The sequence below is a fragment of the Rahnella inusitata genome (assembly GCF_003263515.1).
Lineage (GTDB): Bacteria > Pseudomonadota > Gammaproteobacteria > Enterobacterales > Enterobacteriaceae > Rahnella > Rahnella inusitata.
In genome coordinates this window covers 19,367-37,624 of the sequence record NZ_JYDE01000011.1, presented here as the reverse complement: position 1 = coordinate 37,624, position 18,258 = coordinate 19,367, and the positions used below count along the sequence as shown (strand labels likewise).

Below are 18,258 nucleotides of genomic sequence, written 5' to 3'. Positions count from 1 at the left end.
GCGAAGATAATTACAGACTTCCCGTATAGTAATAGCGGACGAATTTGAGCAGCTTCAGCTGACGGCGCAGACGGCTCGGTTGCGAAATCAGGCGGTAAAGCCACTCCAGCCCCATCTTCTGCCAGATCTTCGGGGCGCGTTTCACATGGCCGGTAAACACGTCGTAGGTGCCGCCGATCCCCATATACAGCGCGTCCGGATGAACGAGGCGGCAGTCGCGCATCAGGATTTCCTGCTTCGGCGAGCCCATCGCGACGGTCACGATCGCCGCGCCGCTGGCTTTCACCCGTTCAAATAACGCGTCGCGCTGATCCGGCGTGAAATACCCGTTCTGGCTGCCGGCGATATTGACGTTCCATTGCGCGCGCAACTTGTCTTCGGTTTGTTGCAGAATCTCCGGTTTACCGCCGATCAGAAATACCGGCGTCCCTTCTGCGCCTGCGCGCTGCATCAGGCCTTCCCACAAATCGGCACCCGCAATGCGTGACACTTTCGCCTGGGGATATTTCTTGCGGATGGCACGCACAATGCTGATCCCGTCTGCGTATTTGTATTCTGCCTGGCCAATCAGCGTACTGAGTTCCGGGTTACTTTCGACGGTCAGTACTTTCTCAGCATTCATTGCCACCAGCGCACCGGTTTTCACCTGATGACCGGCAAACAAATAATCGAGAAAATGCGCCATATCGCGAAAGCCCCAGAGGCTTATCCCGCGTATGTCGTAGTGTGGAATGTTATTTTTTTCAGAGTTCATTGGCTTTCCTGACAGCTACCGTCCCGATGGGGTTTTCATTGCGCGGCATTTTGGCACGGATCAGCCCCGCAGCGTCCAGCATCCAGTACAACAATTTGGCTGCGATCAGACAGGCACCGAACACGACACAGAAAAACACCACCCGTGAGAAGAAGGAATCCACGCCTTCACGGGCCAGCACGATAATATTGAAGACTGCGCCGAAGCAGAAACTTTGCAGAATCGCCGCTTTATACTTATTCGCATCAGCTTTGCCTTTCTCATATAGCCAGTCAAACCACTTGATGATCATGCCCACAGCGACGGCACCGAGCGGAATAAACCACACGCCGCCCATCACCACCAGCGATCCAATCAGCGTCGGGGAAATCGCCAGACCGGAATGGTTATCGAGCACTTCCCAGGTGAAATAGTTGGCAGAGTTAAGCACCACACTCGGACGGTCGTGCCACAGCCAGCCGGGGATAAAGACGTAGAAGTCACGCACGATGGGTGCGAGACCCTGGAAGCTAATTTTGTCGTAGTTCTGCAACAACAGGCCGAGGTTTTCCCAGGGCGAGAAGGTATCGCGCGTCAGATACAGGAAGGTATAAAACGCTTCCGGGCCGCTGACGTTCAGGCCGTAGCGCTTCAGCGCCAGCCAGAACATCCCGACAATCCCCAGCACGCCTGCGGCCGCCAGCATCCACAACGAGATCCAGCCGCGCACAATGCCGATAAACAGAAACAACGCAAAAGCGATGATAATGTTGGCGCGTGTGCCGCCGACGATAACGTAAGTCAGGAAACCAAACGCAACGGTGCTGGCGAGGAAAAACAGCCAGCGGCGCACATCCGGCTTGAGGAAAAATACCACCAGCATGGCCGGGATGAAGAAATAGAAGAAGCGTTTGAGGGCCACGCCGGAGACGTCGCTGGAAAAAATCTGGCTGTAGGACTTCAGCTTAAACAACAAAAAACCGTTGTGCATAAAGAAGACAGAGACCGTTACCACAGCGATCAGCGCCAGCAGGATCCACGTCAGGTGCGTCTCCACCCGGTTCATGGTGAATATCGCCCGTGAAGGCCCGTCACGTTTGGCCTTCAGCCGCGTTTTGTAACTGACGTAGTAAATGCCGTAGAAACAGGTGGCGGCGAGCATGGCCTGCAACAGGTTTTCCACCGGCACCACTTTGACATCAAACTGGAAAACCAGCACACAGGTCAGTGGAAAACCGAAATAAAATGTCAGCAGGTACAACAACGAAAACAGGACGTTGAAGTTGAAACGCACGCGACGAAATTCTTTATAGGTCAGCGTCAGGATAAACAGCAGCGAGAGCGCGTAAACCAAAGACAGGCCACCTAACTGTGCCAGCGTCATGATGCCTCTCCCGCCGCCAGCAGCAGCGCCTGCTGCCAGCCGGTAACGTAATTCGGGTTAAAGAAAGCGATGTTCTGCCGGTCGGTATTGAGCAACTGGCGACGCGCCTCGGCCACGGTATTCGCATCCAGTGCGTCACCGTAAAACAGCACCGGCAGATGCTGTTCCGCCAGATCCTGCCAGAACGGATTCTGGCGGCTGACCACAAACGGCACGCCGAACTGGATCAGCAAACATTGGGTACCAATCGCCTGCTGCCGGTCAAAAATGAAATAGCCCAACGTGCAGCGACGCAGCACGTTGAGATAATCCTCAAACGCCATTGCATCGGTCATCAGTTCAACATGGTCAGGAGCGAAAAGTTTCAACGCTTCCGCCCGCACCAGTTCGATATAGGTCTGATTATTGGCCGGATAGCCCATCGGAATAATCACGCGGATATCCGGGCCGAACTGCTGATGCAAGGATCGCAGGGCTTCAATGTGGCGATTGCTGCGATCGCCGGAATTTCCGACCAGCACGGTCATCGGCCCTTGTGGTTCCGGCAGATCTGCCGGCTGAGTCAGCGCGGGATCCATGCGTGTCGGGAAATAGAGTAAAGATGAGGGAACACGGGGGTGCCGTTGATGGAAATGAATCAAATCGCCGCGCGTGCCAAAAACGTGCCCGATACGTCCCTGCGCCAGACGGCGCAGCATATAGAACAGCCGAAATTTGAGGCTGCCTGCCGATTCATACAAATCCGCGCCCCAGATATGCCAGCTCACCTGCTGCGATTTGATTTTGCCGGTCAGGATGGCCAGCCAGAGCGTCGGGTTAAATTGCCCGTGGAAGAAAAAGCGGTGCGTCCGCTCCTGCGCGCGGGCGATAGCCGCCGCCGCCAGCGACTTTTTGTCAGGATAAACGCGAATATCCAGACGCGTGAACGCAGCAAACGCTGACGCGTCTTTCGCTGCCACCATAAAATGGCAAATCAGCTTTTCAGGCGCGCATTCGGCCAGCACGTCGTTAAAAAAGCGCAGTACGGTGACATTATGGTGGGGAATGTCAGATCCCAAAACGTGAATCAGCGTTGTCATGCTCGTCTACGATAAAGAAGAAATACGGTGCAACACAGCGCGAAATAGACGATATACGTCGCCATATACGCCTGCGCAGCGCCCAGGGAACCGTGAATCGGGATCAGCCAGTGTGAGAATCCGGTCAGTAACGCGAACTGGCTGATTTCAGTCAGCACATAAAAACGCAACGACGCACGGGCGATCACCAGATACCCAAAAACATACGAGCCGACTTTCAGTACATCACCTACCAGCTGCCAGGCGAACAAATCGCGCATCGCAATAAACTGTTTGGAAAACAGCAGCCAGATGGCGAAATCCCGCAGCAGCCATACCGTAAAACTGACGGCAGCGACGGCGGGAAGCACGAATTTCAGCGACTTGACGATCTCATGGGAAATCGCCCGCTTGTCTTTTAGTCGCGAAAGCGTCGGCAGTAAATACACACTGAAAGAGGCGGTGATAAATTGCAGGTACGCGTCGGAAATACTGCTGACACCCTGCCAGATCCCCACCTCTTTCCAGCTGTAATGTTCTGCCAGCAGATTTCGCATCATCACATAGGCCACCGGAATGGTGACGGAGGTGATAACCGCCATCAGCGTAAATTTGCCCAGATGACTGGCGATAAACCGATCCCAGCCCGGCTTCAGATACGCCAGCGGAAAGGATCTGCGCCGCCACAGCATACCCGCTGCTGGGATAATCACCAGCGCAGGCACCAGCGCCAGCCCGGCCAGTGCGCCTTCATAACCGCCAAGTTTGAAACACAGCAGGTAGGCAAGCAATCCAATCAGGCTGCCACCGATGACCGCCAGCGCATTGCCCATCGCATCGCGATAGCCTTTCAGGATGGCCTGAAAATAGTTGGCGTAGGCGATGCCCATCTGAATAAAGGCCACGGCACGAACCACAGCCTGATAGCGATCGTGCCCAAACAGTCCGACGCTTACCGGCGCTGCCGCCAGCAGAAACACCGCCGCCAGCAGGGTAGAAAACCCTAAAATCAGCGATGATGACGTGCCAAGGACCGCTTTAAGCTGCTCAGGATTTTCGTGGTGTTCAGCGACATACTTGGTGACACCATTGAAAATTCCGGCACCGGACAATACGCCCAGCACCGTCACCAGCTGACGGAAATTCCCCGCCTGCCCGACACCTTCCGGCCCGAACGCCACGGCCAGCAGCTTGACCACCAGCAGCCCGGCCCCGATTTTGATAAGCGTTGAGCCAGCGGTCCAGACAGATGCTTTTGCCAGCGACATATCAGGCGAAGTATTGCAGCATGGCCGCAATCACCAGGCGCTGCGTGTCGTCGGTCATGTTGTAGAACAGCGGCAGGCGCACAAGACGTTCGCTTTCCTGCGTGGTAAAGCGGTCAGTGCCGTCGAAACGGCCAAAGTTTTCACCCGCCGGGCAGGCGTGCAGCGGAATATAATGGAAGACGGTGAGAATATCCGCGGCTTTCATGTGGCGGATAAAGGCATCACGGTCTTCGATATCCTTCAGACGCACGTAGAACATGTGGGCGTTTTGCACGCAATCCTGCGGAATGCCCGGCAATTGGATGCGACCGGCATCGGACAGATCCTGCAAGGCTTCGTAATACTCATTCCAGATGCACAGGCGGCGCTGGTTAATTTTCTCAGCGGCGTCCAGATTTCCCCACAGATATGCGGCCTGCAAATCCGACATCAGATAGCTTGAACCGATATCGCGCCAGGTATATTTATCCACCTGCCCCCGGAAAAACTGGCTGCGGTTGGTGCCTTTTTCACGAATGATTTCCGCGCGGTCGATGAGTTTTGCGTCGTTAATCAGCGTCGCGCCACCTTCGCCACCGGCAGTGTAGTTTTTGGTTTCGTGGAAACTGAAACAACCGATATGGCCAATAGTGCCGAGCGCTTTGCCTTTGTAGGTGGACATCACACCCTGCGCGGCATCTTCCACCACAAACAGTCGATGCTTTTCGGCCAGCGCCATAATGGTGTCCATTTCACAGGCCACTCCGGCGTAATGCACGGGCACAATCACTTTGGTTTTGTCAGTGATGGCGGCTTCAATCAGGGTTTCGTCAATGTTCATCGTGTCCGGGCGGATATCGACAAACACGATTTTCGCGCCACGCAGCACAAACGCGTTGGCGGTGGAAACAAAGGTGAAGCTCGGCATGATAACTTCGTCGCCGGGCTGGATATCGAGCAGCAGCGCGGCCATTTCAAGAGAAGCCGTACAGGACGGCGTCAGCAACACTTTCGGGCAATGAAAACGTTGCTCAAACCATTGCTGGCAGCGCAGGGTAAAGCCGCCGTCACCGCATAATTTGCCGCTGCTCATCGCCTCACGCATGAAATCAATTTCAGTACCCACGATCGGAGGCGCATTAAAAGGGATCATTGTTTCACCTGTACAGCCAGTACGCCATGCGCGTGACTTTGCCACCGCTGGCGAGATAAAGGTTTAAGGCCGCGAGATTGCCGGTTTGGGTGGCGACGTGTAAACGCAACACTCCCTGTTCAGCACACCACTGTTTCGCAGCCGCCATTAATTTCCTGCCCGCTCCCCGTCCCTGACAATCAGGTCTGACGGCCAGCAGGCCAATTCTTGCCTCTTCGGGCGAGAGCCTTCGAAGCGTAACGAAACCCAGCCCATTGCCCTGTTCATCATCGGCCCACAGGCAAAGATGGTCGAAGGTGCCGAGCACCGCTTTCTCCGCCCACATCGCGTAGAAACGCGCGCTGTCCTGCGGGTGATACCACGGCGCACGAAAACGGCTTAGCCGGAATGCCTGTCGGGCGATATCCGCCACATCAGCAATTTCCTCCGGCACGGCCAGACGCCCGGCGGCAAGCGCGGCGTCCTGCGGATTTATCGCCAAACAGACGTCGGTTTCACCCTCTGCCAGCCGGAAACCCAGCGTCGAAAGGGCATCCAGCGTATCCATACGATCGGCGTCCACTTTCGCCTGCACCAGCGCATACGGCGCAAAATCCAGTGGCGTCACTTCAGGCGCGGCGGCATCGAGCGTCAGTTTCGCGCTCTGCAACTGGAAGAATTCACTCTCCCAGCTGAGGGAATCAACATTGCCGCGCAGGCTTATCGCCATACGCCCTTGGTATCCACAATCCACGACTGCTCAATCTGATCGGCGGGAATCGCTTTGAAGGAAGCATGATCGACCAACATCACCAGCAGATCGGCATTTTTCAGCGCATCATCGAGCGTATGCAACGTCACTTTTTCGGCCAGCGAATCTGGTAACTGGTGAACATTCGGTTCGACCGCCCAGGTTTCTCCTGCGTGCCAGTCTGCTATCAAATGCGTGACTTCCACGGCCGGGCTTTCGCGCAGGTCGTCGATGTTTTGTTTAAACGCCAGACCAAAGCAGGCGATTTTGACGTCAGCTGCACGTTTGCCTGTTGTGGTCAGGCAATCAGCCAGCGCTGCTTTCACGCGATCGACCACCCAGTGCGGCTTACTGTCGTTCACTTCCCGCGCGGTGCGGATAATGCGCGCCAGCTCCGGGTTTTGGGCGACGATAAACCAAGGATCGACGGCGATACAATGGCCGCCCACACCCGGTCCCGGCTGCAAAATATTGACGCGCGGATGGCGGTTTGCCAGACCGATCAGCTCCCACACATTGATACCCTGCGCATCGCAAATCAGCGAAAGCTCATTGGCGAACGCGATGTTTACATCACGGAAACTGTTTTCAGTCAGCTTGCACATTTCAGCGGTACGGGAGTTGGTGACGACACATTCGCCTTTAAGGAAAATGTTGTAAAGCTCGCTCGCACGCTGGGAACACAGCGCCGTCATGCCGCCGATGACGCGGTCATTTTTAATCAGCTCGACCATCACCTGCCCCGGCAAAACGCGCTCCGGGCAGTAGGCGATATTGATGTCTGCCTGCTCGCCCGCCTGTTGTGGGAAGGTCAAATCGGTACGCACTTCTGCCAGTAACGCGGCCATTCTCTCGGTCGCGCCAACGGGTGAAGTTGATTCCAGAATGATCAAATCGCCTTTTTTGAGCACCGGCGCCAGAGAAAGCGCGGCGGATTCGACGAATTTCATGTCGGGCAGATGATCGCCTTTGAAAGGCGTCGGTACGGCAATCAGGAAAGCGTCTGCGGGTTCCGGCGTGGTCACGGCGCGCAGGAATCCGTCTTCGACGGCCCGCTTCACCAGCAGATCGAGATCCGGTTCGACAATATGAATCGCCCCGCGGTTAATGGTGTCGACCGCGTGCTGATTGATGTCCACGCCGACCACTTTTTTCTGGTGCGAAGCAAACGCGGCGGCGGTAGGAAGACCGATGTAACCCAGTCCGATAACAGAGATCGTATTAAAACTCATTGTGATACCCAATGATTTTTCAGTGCTTCAAGAATATGGTGACACGCATGGCCGTCACCGTAAGGATTGTGCGCGCGGCTCATGCTGTTGTATTCATTTTCATCCGTCAGCAGCCGGTTTACTTCTTCCACAATTCTGGCGGGATCCGTTCCGACCAGAATGACCGTTTTGGCATCGACGGCTTCCGGGCGCTCCGTGGTTTCACGCATCACCAGCACCGGTTTGCCCAGTGACGGTGCTTCTTCCTGCACGCCACCGGAATCGGTAAGGATCAGATAGGCCTTATCCATCAGATAGACAAACGGCAGGTAATCCTGCGGATCGATAAGCACAATGTTGTCAATACCATGCAGGATTCGGTTCACCGGCTCACTGACGTTAGGATTGAGGTGAACCGGATAGACAATTTGAACATCAGGATGCTGGCGGGCGATATCGGCCAGCGCGGAGCAGATCCGCTCAAACCCGTCACCGAAACTCTCGCGGCGGTGGCCGGTAACCAGAATGAGTTTTTTGTCAGCATCAAGGAAGGGGTAACTCGCGGCGAGCTGTTGCGCCAATGAGGTATCTCCGCTGAAGCGATCCCTGACCCACAGTAAGGCATCAATTACCGTATTGCCGGTGACATAAATGCCCTTCCCAGGGATATTTTCTTTGAGTAAATTCGCGCGGGCATTTTCGGTCGGCGCAAAATGCCACGTTGCCAGATGCCCCGTCAGCAGACGGTTAGCTTCTTCCGGCCACGGCGAGGAAAGATCGCCGGTACGTAATCCGGCCTCAACGTGACCGACCGGGATCTGATGGTAAAACGCGGCCAGACTGGCTGAAAGCGTCGTCGTGGTATCGCCATGAACCAGCACGACGTCCGGTTTGAAATCATCCAGTACGGGTTTCAGCCCGGCCAGAATGCGGCAGGTAATTTCAGTCAGACCTTGCCCCGGCTTCATGATGTCGAGATCATAATCGGGTGTAATTTCAAACAGTCGAAGTACCTGATCAAGCATTTCACGGTGCTGTGCCGTGACACAAACTCTGGATTCAAATGCCGCATCCTGCGACAAAGCATGCACCAGCGGCGCCATTTTTATGGCCTCCGGACGGGTGCCGAAAATCGTCAACACTTTCACAATGTGTTTCTCTTATTTTTACGACGCGTCAGGGCAACGCCAGCCCCGATTAAACCACCGACAACACCCCACATGATCATTAAAAATACGCGGCGCGGGCTGTCACGTTTTACAGGCTCTTCAGGCGTTCTGAGATAACGGTAAGTCTGAAACTTTGCGGTCAGCGTCGGGCCGACATTCAGCGTAGAAAGCATCGCGCGATTCTGATCATACTCCAGATCGTACCCCGGACCGGAAGCTTGTAGCAGTTCGAGACGCGCTTTCAACATCGGGACGCCCAACAGGAACATGTCGGAGTCCGGCAACTCTTCGGCTGGCGTATCCGTCACACTCTTATTGATATTCTGCTGTTGAGCGATTTTAAGCGCCTGCTCCGTATTGTTCGCAGTACGTTTGAAAATGGCCTGCGCGACTTCTTCCTGACGCTTCACCTGGGCTTTCATCGACTGCGTACGCGCGGCCCATGCGCCCTGAAGTTCATCATAAAGATGCTGGGAGGCGCGGGCGCTGGCGAAATTAACGTACTGGCGCAGCAACTTATTGGCATCGACGGAGTTATCTGCCGTCAGTTTGACGATATCATTCGGGACTTTCAGGCCGTCACGCGCGGTGAACTGAATATCGTTAACCAGATCATCAAGCAACACGGCATTCGCCCGCGCATCGCCTTCCTGATGTTGCTTGTAATACGGCGATTGCAGCCAAAAATCGCGGCGGGTGTCATAGGCCGCCAGTTGCATCACAAATTCATTATAGGATTCATCAGAAATCGGCGGGCGGCTGGAGTCAGTCTGCGGCGCATTGCGCATATCCAGATTACGCAGAAACTGCGCCTGAGAGAAATAGGACGACAGGTTGTTCACCGTCGGACGATCGGTGATCGCGGTGGCACTCCATTCCTGCTTCATCAGATAGGACGAACCGAGCGCCACGAGAGCGAAGAGGATCCCCAGACCCGCAATCCACAACTTACCGTTCCATAAGGTGCAGCAAAGGCCACGGATATCGAGTTCATTTTCGATGGCGCGTTCATTCTGGTTACTTGTCATTTCTGATTTATCCACAGCCAGTAAGCCTCGGGTTATAAATATTAGTGAACGGTGGAGCGGCGCAAACGCCTTTTGACCCGCTTAATAAACCGTGCAACCCGCCAGGCGCGTTTAATACACACGCCATAAAGCAGGAACGCGAAGAAAAATAATACTAACATCAGCCATTCAGGCACCAGCGGCAGGTGCTCCCCAATGACGCCAATTGCTGCCAGCAGCGCCGCAGCGACGGTGATCAAAACAAATGCCTGACGGGAAGTAAAACCGGCGCGCATGATCAAATGATGAATATGCTGGCGGTCAGCCGAGAACGGACTCAGCCCTTTGCGCAGACGACGGTACATAATAGCAATCATATCCATCAGAGGGATGGCGATAAGCCAAAGTGCGGTGACCGGATTCATCGGATGCGATTCCCCCTGCGTACTTTGCAACAGGATCCAAATCACCGTGAAACCAATCAGCGTACTGCCGGCATCGCCCATGAAGACTTTATAGCGGCGGCCTAAGATGCCCAGATTGAGAAGAATATAGGGAAGTGTGGCCGCAATCATCGCGAAGCACCACAGTGCCAGATCCATATGGCCGCTGTCGTACATGATGATGCCCATAGCGCCGAAGCTGACACAAGAAAGCCCGCCCAGCAGGCCGTCGATACCATCAACCATATTGAATGCGTTAATTGCAGCCCAGACGGCGAAAAGCGTGAAGAGATAGCCAAACGGCCCGAGCACCATTTCCCAGGGACCAATCAGGTGCCCAAGATTGCGCAATGTCAGATTGGCGAAGCTCATCATGGCGACGGCAACACCGGCTTGCACCAGCGCGCGAATTTTCACACTGATGTCATAGCGATCGTCCAGCGCCCCAACCAGCACCAGTAATCCTGCGCAGATGAGATAAAGGTGACCGTGGGGAATGTGGTAATCGGTGATGAAAAAGGTGTAGCAGATACCGGCGTAAACAGAGATGCCACCGACCAGCGGAACCAGACCCTGATGGCGTTTGCGGAAATTGGGTTTATCGACCAGACCAATTTTGGTCGCTACCTTTCTGGCAGCAAGTAGAAACAGGAATGAAAATAAGAAAACAATGACGAGTTCAGTACTCATAGTGAGTAGGTTCACAGTTAAGAGATCTCTGCAAAAATAAGGTGCGTGGGATTGAGCGCAAGAACATCATAAACCTCACAGCCTTATATCTATCCGGGGGTGACAGTTATGGTTTTGTCTCAGGCAATACCTTATCTGTTGCCCTTTCTTTATGTTATCAGGGAGTCCGTCGACAAAATAAAGAAAGGGCAATGGAAAAGCCATCAGCTATTATCCGAATAAACTGACTGTTTCTCCTAAGTCGCACAATGGTAGCGACCAAAAGCAAAAAACGCCACGGCTTAGCGTGGCGTTAGCTGACTTTTACACCAAATTACGAACGTTTCATCATATCGAAGAAGTCGTCATTGGTTTTGGTCATGGCAAGCTTGTTGATGAGGAATTCCATCGCATCAATCTCACCCATTGGATGGATGATTTTGCGCAGGATCCACATTTTTTGCAGCTCTTCAGACGTGGTCAACAGCTCTTCTTTACGCGTACCAGAACGGTTGTAGTCGATAGCAGGGAACACGCGCTTCTCAGCGATTTTACGCGCCAGATGCAGTTCCATGTTGCCGGTACCTTTAAATTCTTCATAGATAACTTCATCCATTTTAGAACCGGTATCGACCAGCGCGGTCGCGATGATGGTCAGGCTTCCGCCCTCTTCCACGTTACGTGCTGCACCGAAGAAACGTTTTGGACGGTGTAAGGCGTTCGCATCCACACCACCGGTCAGGACTTTACCTGAAGCAGGAACCACGGTGTTGTAAGCACGAGCCAGACGGGTGATGGAGTCGAGCAGGATGATGACGTCTTTCTTATGCTCAACCAGGCGTTTCGCTTTTTCGATAACCATTTCGGCTACCTGAACGTGGCGGGAAGCCGGTTCGTCAAAGGTGGATGCAATAACTTCGCCTTTCACCAGACGCTGCATCTCGGTCACTTCTTCCGGACGTTCATCAATGAGCAGAACCATCAGCACACAGTCTGGATGGTTGTACGCAATGCTGGTGGCAATGTTTTGCAGCAGCATGGTTTTACCGGCTTTCGGCGGCGCCACAATCAGACCACGTTGACCACGGCCAATTGGGGAAGCCAGATCCAGTACGCGCGCAGTCAAATCTTCGGTTGAACCGTTACCACGTTCCATGCGCAGACGAGAGTTTGCGTGCAGAGGGGTTAAGTTTTCAAACAGGATTTTGTTGCGGGCGTTTTCTGGTTTGTCGAAGTTAACTTCATTAACTTTCAACAGGGCAAAATAACGTTCACCTTCTTTAGGTGGGCGGATTTTACCGGAAATGGTGTCGCCAGTGCGAAGGTTGAAGCGGCGGATTTGGCTGGGAGATACGTAGATGTCGTCGGGGCCTGCGAGGTAGGAACTGTCTCCGGAGCGGAGGAAACCAAATCCATCCTGCAATATCTCCAGTACGCCATCACCGAAGATGTCTTCTCCGCTTTTAGCATGCTGCTTCAATATTGAAAAGATAATGTCTTGCTTGCGCATGCGGGCCTGGTTTTCCAGTCCCATATTTTCGCCGAGTGCAATCAGGTCAGAGACCGGCGTATTCTTTAATTCGGTAAGATTCATAATGGTGGGTTCTTAAACTCGGGGTATGTCTCGAACATCTGTCGTGAATGGGTATGGCAGGGTCATCCGTGCCTGTTTGTGTAGAACAACACTCAAATAACAGCTTAAAAATCCAGCCGATGGCAGTCGCCAGCGGGCGATTTTAGAGGGGCAAACTGATATTGAGGTGTCTTAAAGCCGATTTTTTCAAAACCGTTAGATGGTCAAGCACAGTGCCAGTTCAATATAATTTTTATTCAAAGAAACTATCAGGCAGATGTTTTTGACACAACAGAGTAAAACGTAAGAATCAAACTACAGGTAAGCTCTATTTGCAGTAAGCGTAAACTTAGCACGCTTCGTGACAGGCGTCTAGCGGACATTGTGAAAAACACGGCAGCCCGCTAAACACCTGGTCTGGGTCATCCCGACCGCTTACAGATTAGCTGTTAAGAACTCTTTCAGCTGACCTTTCGACAGTGCGCCAACTTTAGTTGCTGCGACTTCGCCGCCTTTAAATAACAGCAGTGTAGGAATACCACGGATGCCGTATTTAGGTGCAGTACCTGGGTTTTCATCAATGTTCAACTTCGCGATAGTCAGCTTGCCTTCGAACTCAGTGGCAATTTCATCGAGAATCGGAGCGATCATCTTGCAAGGACCACACCACTCTGCCCAGAAATCGACCAGCACCAGCCCTTCGGCTTTCAATACGTCGTTGTCGAAACTGTCATCGGTCAGGTGAATAATTTTATCGCTCATGTTCTACTCCAAAGGATTATCTTTACCTTGTTGATGTAGCATTAACCAACATTAGGTTGACTTTATTTCACCGGATACGCTTTCGTAAAGCAATAGTTAGCTGATATTCTACCACACTATGAGCAAAACACACTTGACCGAAAAGAAGTTTTCCGACTTCGCCCTGCACCCGCTTGCAGTAGAAGCCCTTGAAAAGAAAGGGTTCCATTACTGCACACCTATCCAGGCATTAGCTTTGCCAATCACGCTCGCTGGGCGTGATGTTGCAGGTCAGGCGCAAACCGGTACCGGCAAGACGCTGGCTTTTCTAGCGTCTACTTTCCATTATCTGCTTTCTCACCCTGCTGCGGAAGGTCGTAAGACCAACCAACCGCGTGCCTTGATCATGGCACCGACGCGTGAACTGGCTGTGCAGATCCACTCTGATGCCGAAGCATTATCCGAGTCTACCGGGCTGAAATTAGGTCTGGCATACGGCGGCGACGGCTACGACAAACAGCTTAAAGTACTGGAAAGCGGCGTGGATATCCTCATCGGAACCACTGGCCGTTTAATCGATTATGCAAAACAGAACCACATCGACCTGGGCGCGATTCAGGTGGTGGTACTGGATGAAGCAGACCGCATGTTCGATCTGGGCTTCATAAAAGATATCCGCTGGATCTTCCGCCGGATGCCGCCAGCAACACAACGTCTAAACATGCTCTTCTCCGCTACTCTTTCCTGGCGTGTGAAAGAGTTGGCGTTCGAAAACATGAATAATGCCGAGTCGATTGAGATCGAACCGGAACAAAAAACCGGTCACCGTATTCAGGAAGAGCTGTTCTACCCTTCTAATGAAGAAAAGATGCGCCTGTTACAGACGCTGATTGAAGAAGAATGGCCAGACCGCTGCATCATTTTCGCTAACACCAAGCACCGCTGTGAAGACGTCTGGGGCCATCTGGCTGCCGACGGACATCGCGTGGGTCTGCTGACCGGTGACGTCCCTCAGAAAAAGCGCCTGCGCGTTCTGGAAGACTTCACCAAAGGCACGCTGGATATTCTGGTGGCGACTGACGTAGCCGCACGTGGTCTGCACATTCCTGCCGTAACACACGTTTTCAACTATGACTTACCTGACGATTGTGAAGACTACGTTCACCGTATTGGCCGTACCGGCCGTGCTGGCCTGAGCGGTCACTCCATCAGCCTGGCGTGTGAAGAATATGCGCTGAACCTGACGGCAATCGAAACCTATACCGGCCACAGCATTCCGGTCAGCAAATACAGCAGCGAAGCACTGTTAACCGATTTGCCTGCTCCGAAACGTCTGGCGCGTGCACGTACCGGTAACGGTCCACGCCGCAACAGCAATTCGTCTTCGCGTCGCAGCAGCGCACCGCGTAGCAACCGTAAACGTCCGGGCTGATAACCTATGCTAAGCTCCACCTCACTCTACGCAGCAATCGATCTGGGCTCTAACAGCTTTCATATGCTGGTTGTTCGTGAGGTGGCAGGCAGTATCCAGACCCTCGCCAGAATAAAGCGCAAAGTGCGTCTGGCCGCAGGTTTGGATAAGCAAAACCTGCTTTCTCAGGAAGCGATGCAGCGCGGCTGGCAATGCCTGAAATTGTTCTCTGAACGATTGCAGGATATCCCGCGCGAACAAATCCGCGTGGTGGCGACTGCCACCTTACGACTCGCAAGCAACGCCGAGGAGTTTCTCGGTAAAGCGCAGGACATTCTCGGTTGCCCGATACAGGTCATCGCCGGGGAAGAAGAAGCCCGTCTGATTTATCACGGTGTCGCCCATACCACGGGTGGTCCGGATAAGCGTCTGGTGGTCGATATTGGCGGCGGCAGCACCGAGTTAGTGACCGGCGTTGGTGCGCAGGCGACCACGCTGTTCAGTTTGCCGATGGGCTGCGTCACGTGGCTTGAGCGTTATTTTAGCGATCGCAATCTGGCGAAGGAAAACTTCGATCAGGCCGAACAGGCCGCGATCGACATGATCCTGCCCGTTGCGCCGGATCTTATCGCTAACGGCTGGCAGATTTGCGTCGGCGCATCCGGTACGGTGCAGGCTTTGCAGGAAATCATGGTGGCGCAAGGCATGGACGAGCGCATCACGTTGCCGAAACTTCAGCAGCTCAAACAGCGCGCGATTCAGTGCGGCAAACTGGAAGAGCTGGAAATTGAAGGTCTGACGCTGGAACGTGCGCTGGTTTTTCCAAGCGGACTGTCGATTCTCATCGCCATCTTCAAAACCCTGAATATCGAAACCATGACACTGGCTGGCGGAGCACTGCGCGAAGGTCTGGTGTACGGGATGCTGCATCTGCCGATCGAACAGGATATCCGTCAGCGCACATTGCGTAATTTGCAACGTCGCTATCTGCTGGATAACGAACAGGCGCAACGCGTGGCACAGCTGGCCGAGAACTTCTCGATACAGGTGTCACAGGAATGGAAGCTGGATGCCCGTGCCCGTGAGTTGCTTAACAGCGCCTGTCTGATCCACGAAATCGGTTTGAGTGTCGATTTCAAAAAAGCCCCGCAACACGCGGCATACCTGATCCGTCATCTGGATTTACCGGGTTTCACGCCGGCACAGAAAAAACTGCTGGCGACGCTGTTGCAGAATCAAAACGGCACGCTCGATTTACCTTTGCTCAATGAGCAAAATGCTCTGCCGCCGCGTCTGGCGCAGCGCCTTTGCCGCATTCTGCGACTGGCGATCATCTTCGCCAGCCGTCGTCGTGACGACACATTGCCTGCCGTGCGTTTACGTGCGAATGATGATGAACTGAGTGTGATTGTGCCGCAGGGCTGGCTGGAACAGCATCCGCTGCGCGCCGAAGAGTTAGAGCAGGAAAGCCACTGGCAAAGTTATGTCCACTGGCCATTGTTTGTCGAAGAGCAACGCTGATTTCCTGATAAATCAGTAGATTATTGAGGCAGGGTTGATCCTCTGCCTTTTTTACATCTTAATCTTTCAGTTTCCGCCTTTGGCTTTTGCCAGCTGTTCGCGGATTTTCTCCAGATGGCTCTGCCCTTTCACCATCCTCTCCTGCGCACTCACCACCTTACGTTCGCTTTCCCATGCCAGATCGTCTTGCGGTAACTCCATCAGGAAACGGCTCGGCTCGGGGCGGATCAGCTCGCCGTACTGGCGACGTTCGCGGCACAGCGTAAAAGTCAGCTCTTTCTGCGCACGGGTAATGCCCACGTACGCAAGACGCCTCTCTTCATCCACATTGTCTTCATCAATGCTGCTCTGGTGCGGCAATAACCCTTCCTCCATGCCAACCAGATAAACATACGGGAACTCCAGCCCCTTGGAGGCATGCAGCGTCATCAGCTGAACCTGATCCAGCTCTTCATCATTTTCCCCGCGCTCCATCATGTCGCGCAGCGTAAAGCGTGTCACCACTTGAGTGAGCGTCATCGGCTCATCCAGATCGGTGCCTTCGAGCATTTCAGTCATCCAGCTGAAGAGCTGGTTGACGTTTTTCATGCGCATTTCTGCTGCTTTCGGGCTCGGTGACGTTTCGAACAGCCAGCTTTCGTAATCGACGCCGTGAATCAAATCCCGCACGGCGGCTACCGGCTCGCGTTCGGCCAAATCGGAAATCGTGCCCATCCAGTGGGTAAAGCGCTGTAAGGATTCAAGCCCGCGCCCGGTCAGCGACTGGCTCAGCCCCATGTCGAAGCTGGCTTTAAACAGGCCTTTGTTGCGCTGATTCGCCCACTCGCCGAGCTTCTGCAAGGTCGCCGCACCAATTTCGCGGCGTGGCGTGTTGACGATGCGCAGGAATGCGCTGTCGTCGTCAGGATTGGTCAGAACGCGCAGATAGGCCAGCAAGTCTTTAATCTCAGGGCGGGAAAAGAACGAAGTGCCGCCGGAAATTCGGTACGGGATGCGGTTTTGCATCAGCATTTTTTCAAACAGGCGCGACTGATGATTACCGCGGTACAAAATAGCGTAATCACCATACTGAGTTTTGTTGATGAAGTGATGGGCAATCAGCTCGCCGACCACGCGCTCGGCTTCATGATCTTCATTGTTGGCCGTCACCACTTTCAGCGCTTCGCCGTACGCCAGCTCAGAAAACAGACGCTTCTCGAAAACGTGCGGGTTATTGGCGATCAGAATGTTAGCGGCTTTCAGAATACGCTGCGTCGAACGGTAGTTTTGCTCGAGCTTAACGACCTGTAATTGCGGGAAATCTTCTTTCAGCAGCACCAGATTCTGGGGGCGCGCACCACGCCAGGAGTAGATCGACTGATCGTCGTCGCCGACCACGGTAAAACGCGCACGGTTGCCGACCAGCAGCTTCACCATCATGTACTGGCTGGTATTGGTGTCCTGGTATTCATCCACCAGCAGATAGCGCAGCTTGTTCTGCCAGCGTTCGCGCACTTCTTCGTTTTTCTGTAACAGCAGCGTCGGCAACAGGATCAAATCATCAAAATCGAGAATATTGCAGGCGCGCATGTGGTCATGATAAAGGCTGTAACAGTGTGCGAAGATCTGATCACGTTCGGATCGTGCAAGGCCAGCAGCATGGGAGGGATCTACCAGATCGTTTTTCCAGTTTGAGATCGTCGAAACCAACTGCTGCAGCAACGTTTTATCGTTCTCCAGCCACTTTTCGCTCAGCTCTTTAAGCAGCGCCAGCTGGTCCTGATCGTCGAACAGGGAGAAGTTAGATTTCATGCCCAGCGCAGCGAATTCGCGCTTAATGATTTCAAGACCCAGCGTATGGAACGTGGCAATCAGCAAACCACGCGCTTCTTTGCGCCCGAGGGTTTGCCCGATACGCTCTTTCATTTCGCGCGCGGCTTTATTGGTAAAGGTGACGGCCGCAATATGGCGGGCCTGATAGCCACATTCGCGGATCAGGTGCGCGATTTTATTGGTAATTACCCTGGTTTTACCGGAGCCAGCACCCGCCAGAACCAGGCAGGGTCCGGTGACGAATTCGACGGCGTGTTGTTGGCTGGGGTTTAATCGCATGGCGTATTTTTGCTCACCTGATAGACAAGGACGGCGATTGTAGCAGAAACGTCGCCTGAGATTGACAGGCTTTACCGCGCAATTTGTTGCTTGTGGAATGCAGGCCGAAGTCCACAT

Annotated in this window: 15 protein-coding genes; 2 read left to right on the top strand and 13 right to left on the bottom strand. The window is 53.7% G+C overall.

Going from position 1 to position 18,258, the window contains the following annotated elements:
* Positions 1-10: 10 nt before the first annotated feature.
* From wecG to trxA, 12 genes are all read right to left on the bottom strand, one after another.
* A complete protein-coding gene (gene wecG / locus TU92_RS06650) occupies positions 11-754 on the bottom strand; it encodes a lipopolysaccharide N-acetylmannosaminouronosyltransferase (RefSeq protein WP_112165506.1) in 744 nt (247 codons plus the stop codon).
* On the bottom strand, positions 744-2,117 hold the full coding sequence (wzyE, locus tag TU92_RS06645) for an ECA oligosaccharide polymerase (RefSeq protein ID WP_112165504.1): 1,374 nt from the start codon (positions 2,115-2,117) through the stop codon (positions 744-746). The genes wecG and wzyE overlap by 11 nt, the downstream gene beginning before the upstream one ends.
* The gene (locus tag TU92_RS06640) at positions 2,114-3,196 is read right to left on the bottom strand and encodes a TDP-N-acetylfucosamine:lipid II N-acetylfucosaminyltransferase (RefSeq protein ID WP_112165502.1); all 1,083 of its coding nucleotides are present in this window, start codon (positions 3,194-3,196) and stop codon (positions 2,114-2,116) included. Before TU92_RS06640 ends, wzyE begins: the two co-directional genes overlap by 4 nt.
* A complete protein-coding gene (gene wzxE / locus TU92_RS06635; protein ID WP_112165499.1) occupies positions 3,193-4,443 on the bottom strand; it encodes a lipid III flippase WzxE in 1,251 nt (416 codons plus the stop codon). Before wzxE ends, TU92_RS06640 begins: the two co-directional genes overlap by 4 nt.
* A 1-nt stretch (position 4,444) precedes the next feature.
* Positions 4,445-5,575, bottom strand: coding sequence for a dTDP-4-amino-4,6-dideoxygalactose transaminase (rffA, locus tag TU92_RS06630; RefSeq protein WP_112165497.1), 1,131 nt, complete (start codon positions 5,573-5,575; stop codon positions 4,445-4,447).
* A 4-nt stretch (positions 5,576-5,579) separates the two neighbouring features.
* On the bottom strand, positions 5,580-6,284 hold the full coding sequence (rffC, locus tag TU92_RS06625) for a dTDP-4-amino-4,6-dideoxy-D-galactose acyltransferase (protein WP_208640485.1): 705 nt from the start codon (positions 6,282-6,284) through the stop codon (positions 5,580-5,582).
* Entirely contained in the window at positions 6,275-7,537 is a 1,263-nt protein-coding gene (gene wecC / locus TU92_RS06620; RefSeq protein WP_112165493.1) for a UDP-N-acetyl-D-mannosamine dehydrogenase, read from the bottom strand. Before wecC ends, rffC begins: the two co-directional genes overlap by 10 nt.
* Positions 7,534-8,664, bottom strand: coding sequence for a non-hydrolyzing UDP-N-acetylglucosamine 2-epimerase (gene wecB, locus TU92_RS06615; protein ID WP_112165491.1), 1,131 nt, complete (start codon positions 8,662-8,664; stop codon positions 7,534-7,536). Before wecB ends, wecC begins: the two co-directional genes overlap by 4 nt.
* Positions 8,661-9,713 (bottom strand): ECA polysaccharide chain length modulation protein, encoded by a 1,053-nt coding sequence (gene wzzE / locus TU92_RS06610; RefSeq protein ID WP_112165489.1) that lies wholly within the window; start codon positions 9,711-9,713, stop codon positions 8,661-8,663. Before wzzE ends, wecB begins: the two co-directional genes overlap by 4 nt.
* 41 nt (positions 9,714-9,754) lie before the next feature.
* Positions 9,755-10,840 carry a UDP-N-acetylglucosamine--undecaprenyl-phosphate N-acetylglucosaminephosphotransferase gene (wecA, locus tag TU92_RS06605; protein WP_112165488.1) on the bottom strand — a complete coding sequence of 362 codons (1,086 nt, stop codon included), beginning with the start codon at positions 10,838-10,840 and terminating at the stop codon, positions 9,755-9,757.
* Between the two features lie 298 nt (positions 10,841-11,138).
* The gene (gene rho / locus TU92_RS06600) at positions 11,139-12,398 is read right to left on the bottom strand and encodes a transcription termination factor Rho (protein WP_056772325.1); all 1,260 of its coding nucleotides are present in this window, start codon (positions 12,396-12,398) and stop codon (positions 11,139-11,141) included.
* Positions 12,399-12,812: 414 nt separating this feature from the next.
* The gene (trxA, locus tag TU92_RS06595) at positions 12,813-13,139 is read right to left on the bottom strand and encodes a thioredoxin TrxA (RefSeq protein ID WP_013577537.1); all 327 of its coding nucleotides are present in this window, start codon (positions 13,137-13,139) and stop codon (positions 12,813-12,815) included.
* Positions 13,140-13,257: 118 nt separating this feature from the next.
* Between trxA and rhlB the strand changes: the two genes are divergently transcribed.
* Together rhlB and gppA are read left to right on the top strand one after the other, a co-directional pair.
* Complete coding sequence (gene rhlB, locus TU92_RS06590) at positions 13,258-14,550, top strand: ATP-dependent RNA helicase RhlB (protein ID WP_112165487.1); 1,293 nt, start codon at positions 13,258-13,260, stop codon at positions 14,548-14,550.
* 6 nt (positions 14,551-14,556) lie between these two features.
* Positions 14,557-16,050, top strand: a complete 1,494-nt coding sequence (gene gppA / locus TU92_RS06585) for a guanosine-5'-triphosphate,3'-diphosphate diphosphatase (RefSeq protein WP_112165484.1) — start codon at positions 14,557-14,559, stop codon at positions 16,048-16,050.
* A gap of 66 nt (positions 16,051-16,116) precedes the next feature.
* Here the strand turns inward: gppA and rep are convergent, their stop codons facing one another.
* Complete coding sequence (gene rep / locus TU92_RS06580) at positions 16,117-18,141, bottom strand: DNA helicase Rep (protein WP_112165482.1); 2,025 nt, start codon at positions 18,139-18,141, stop codon at positions 16,117-16,119.
* Positions 18,142-18,258: the final 117 nt, after the last annotated feature.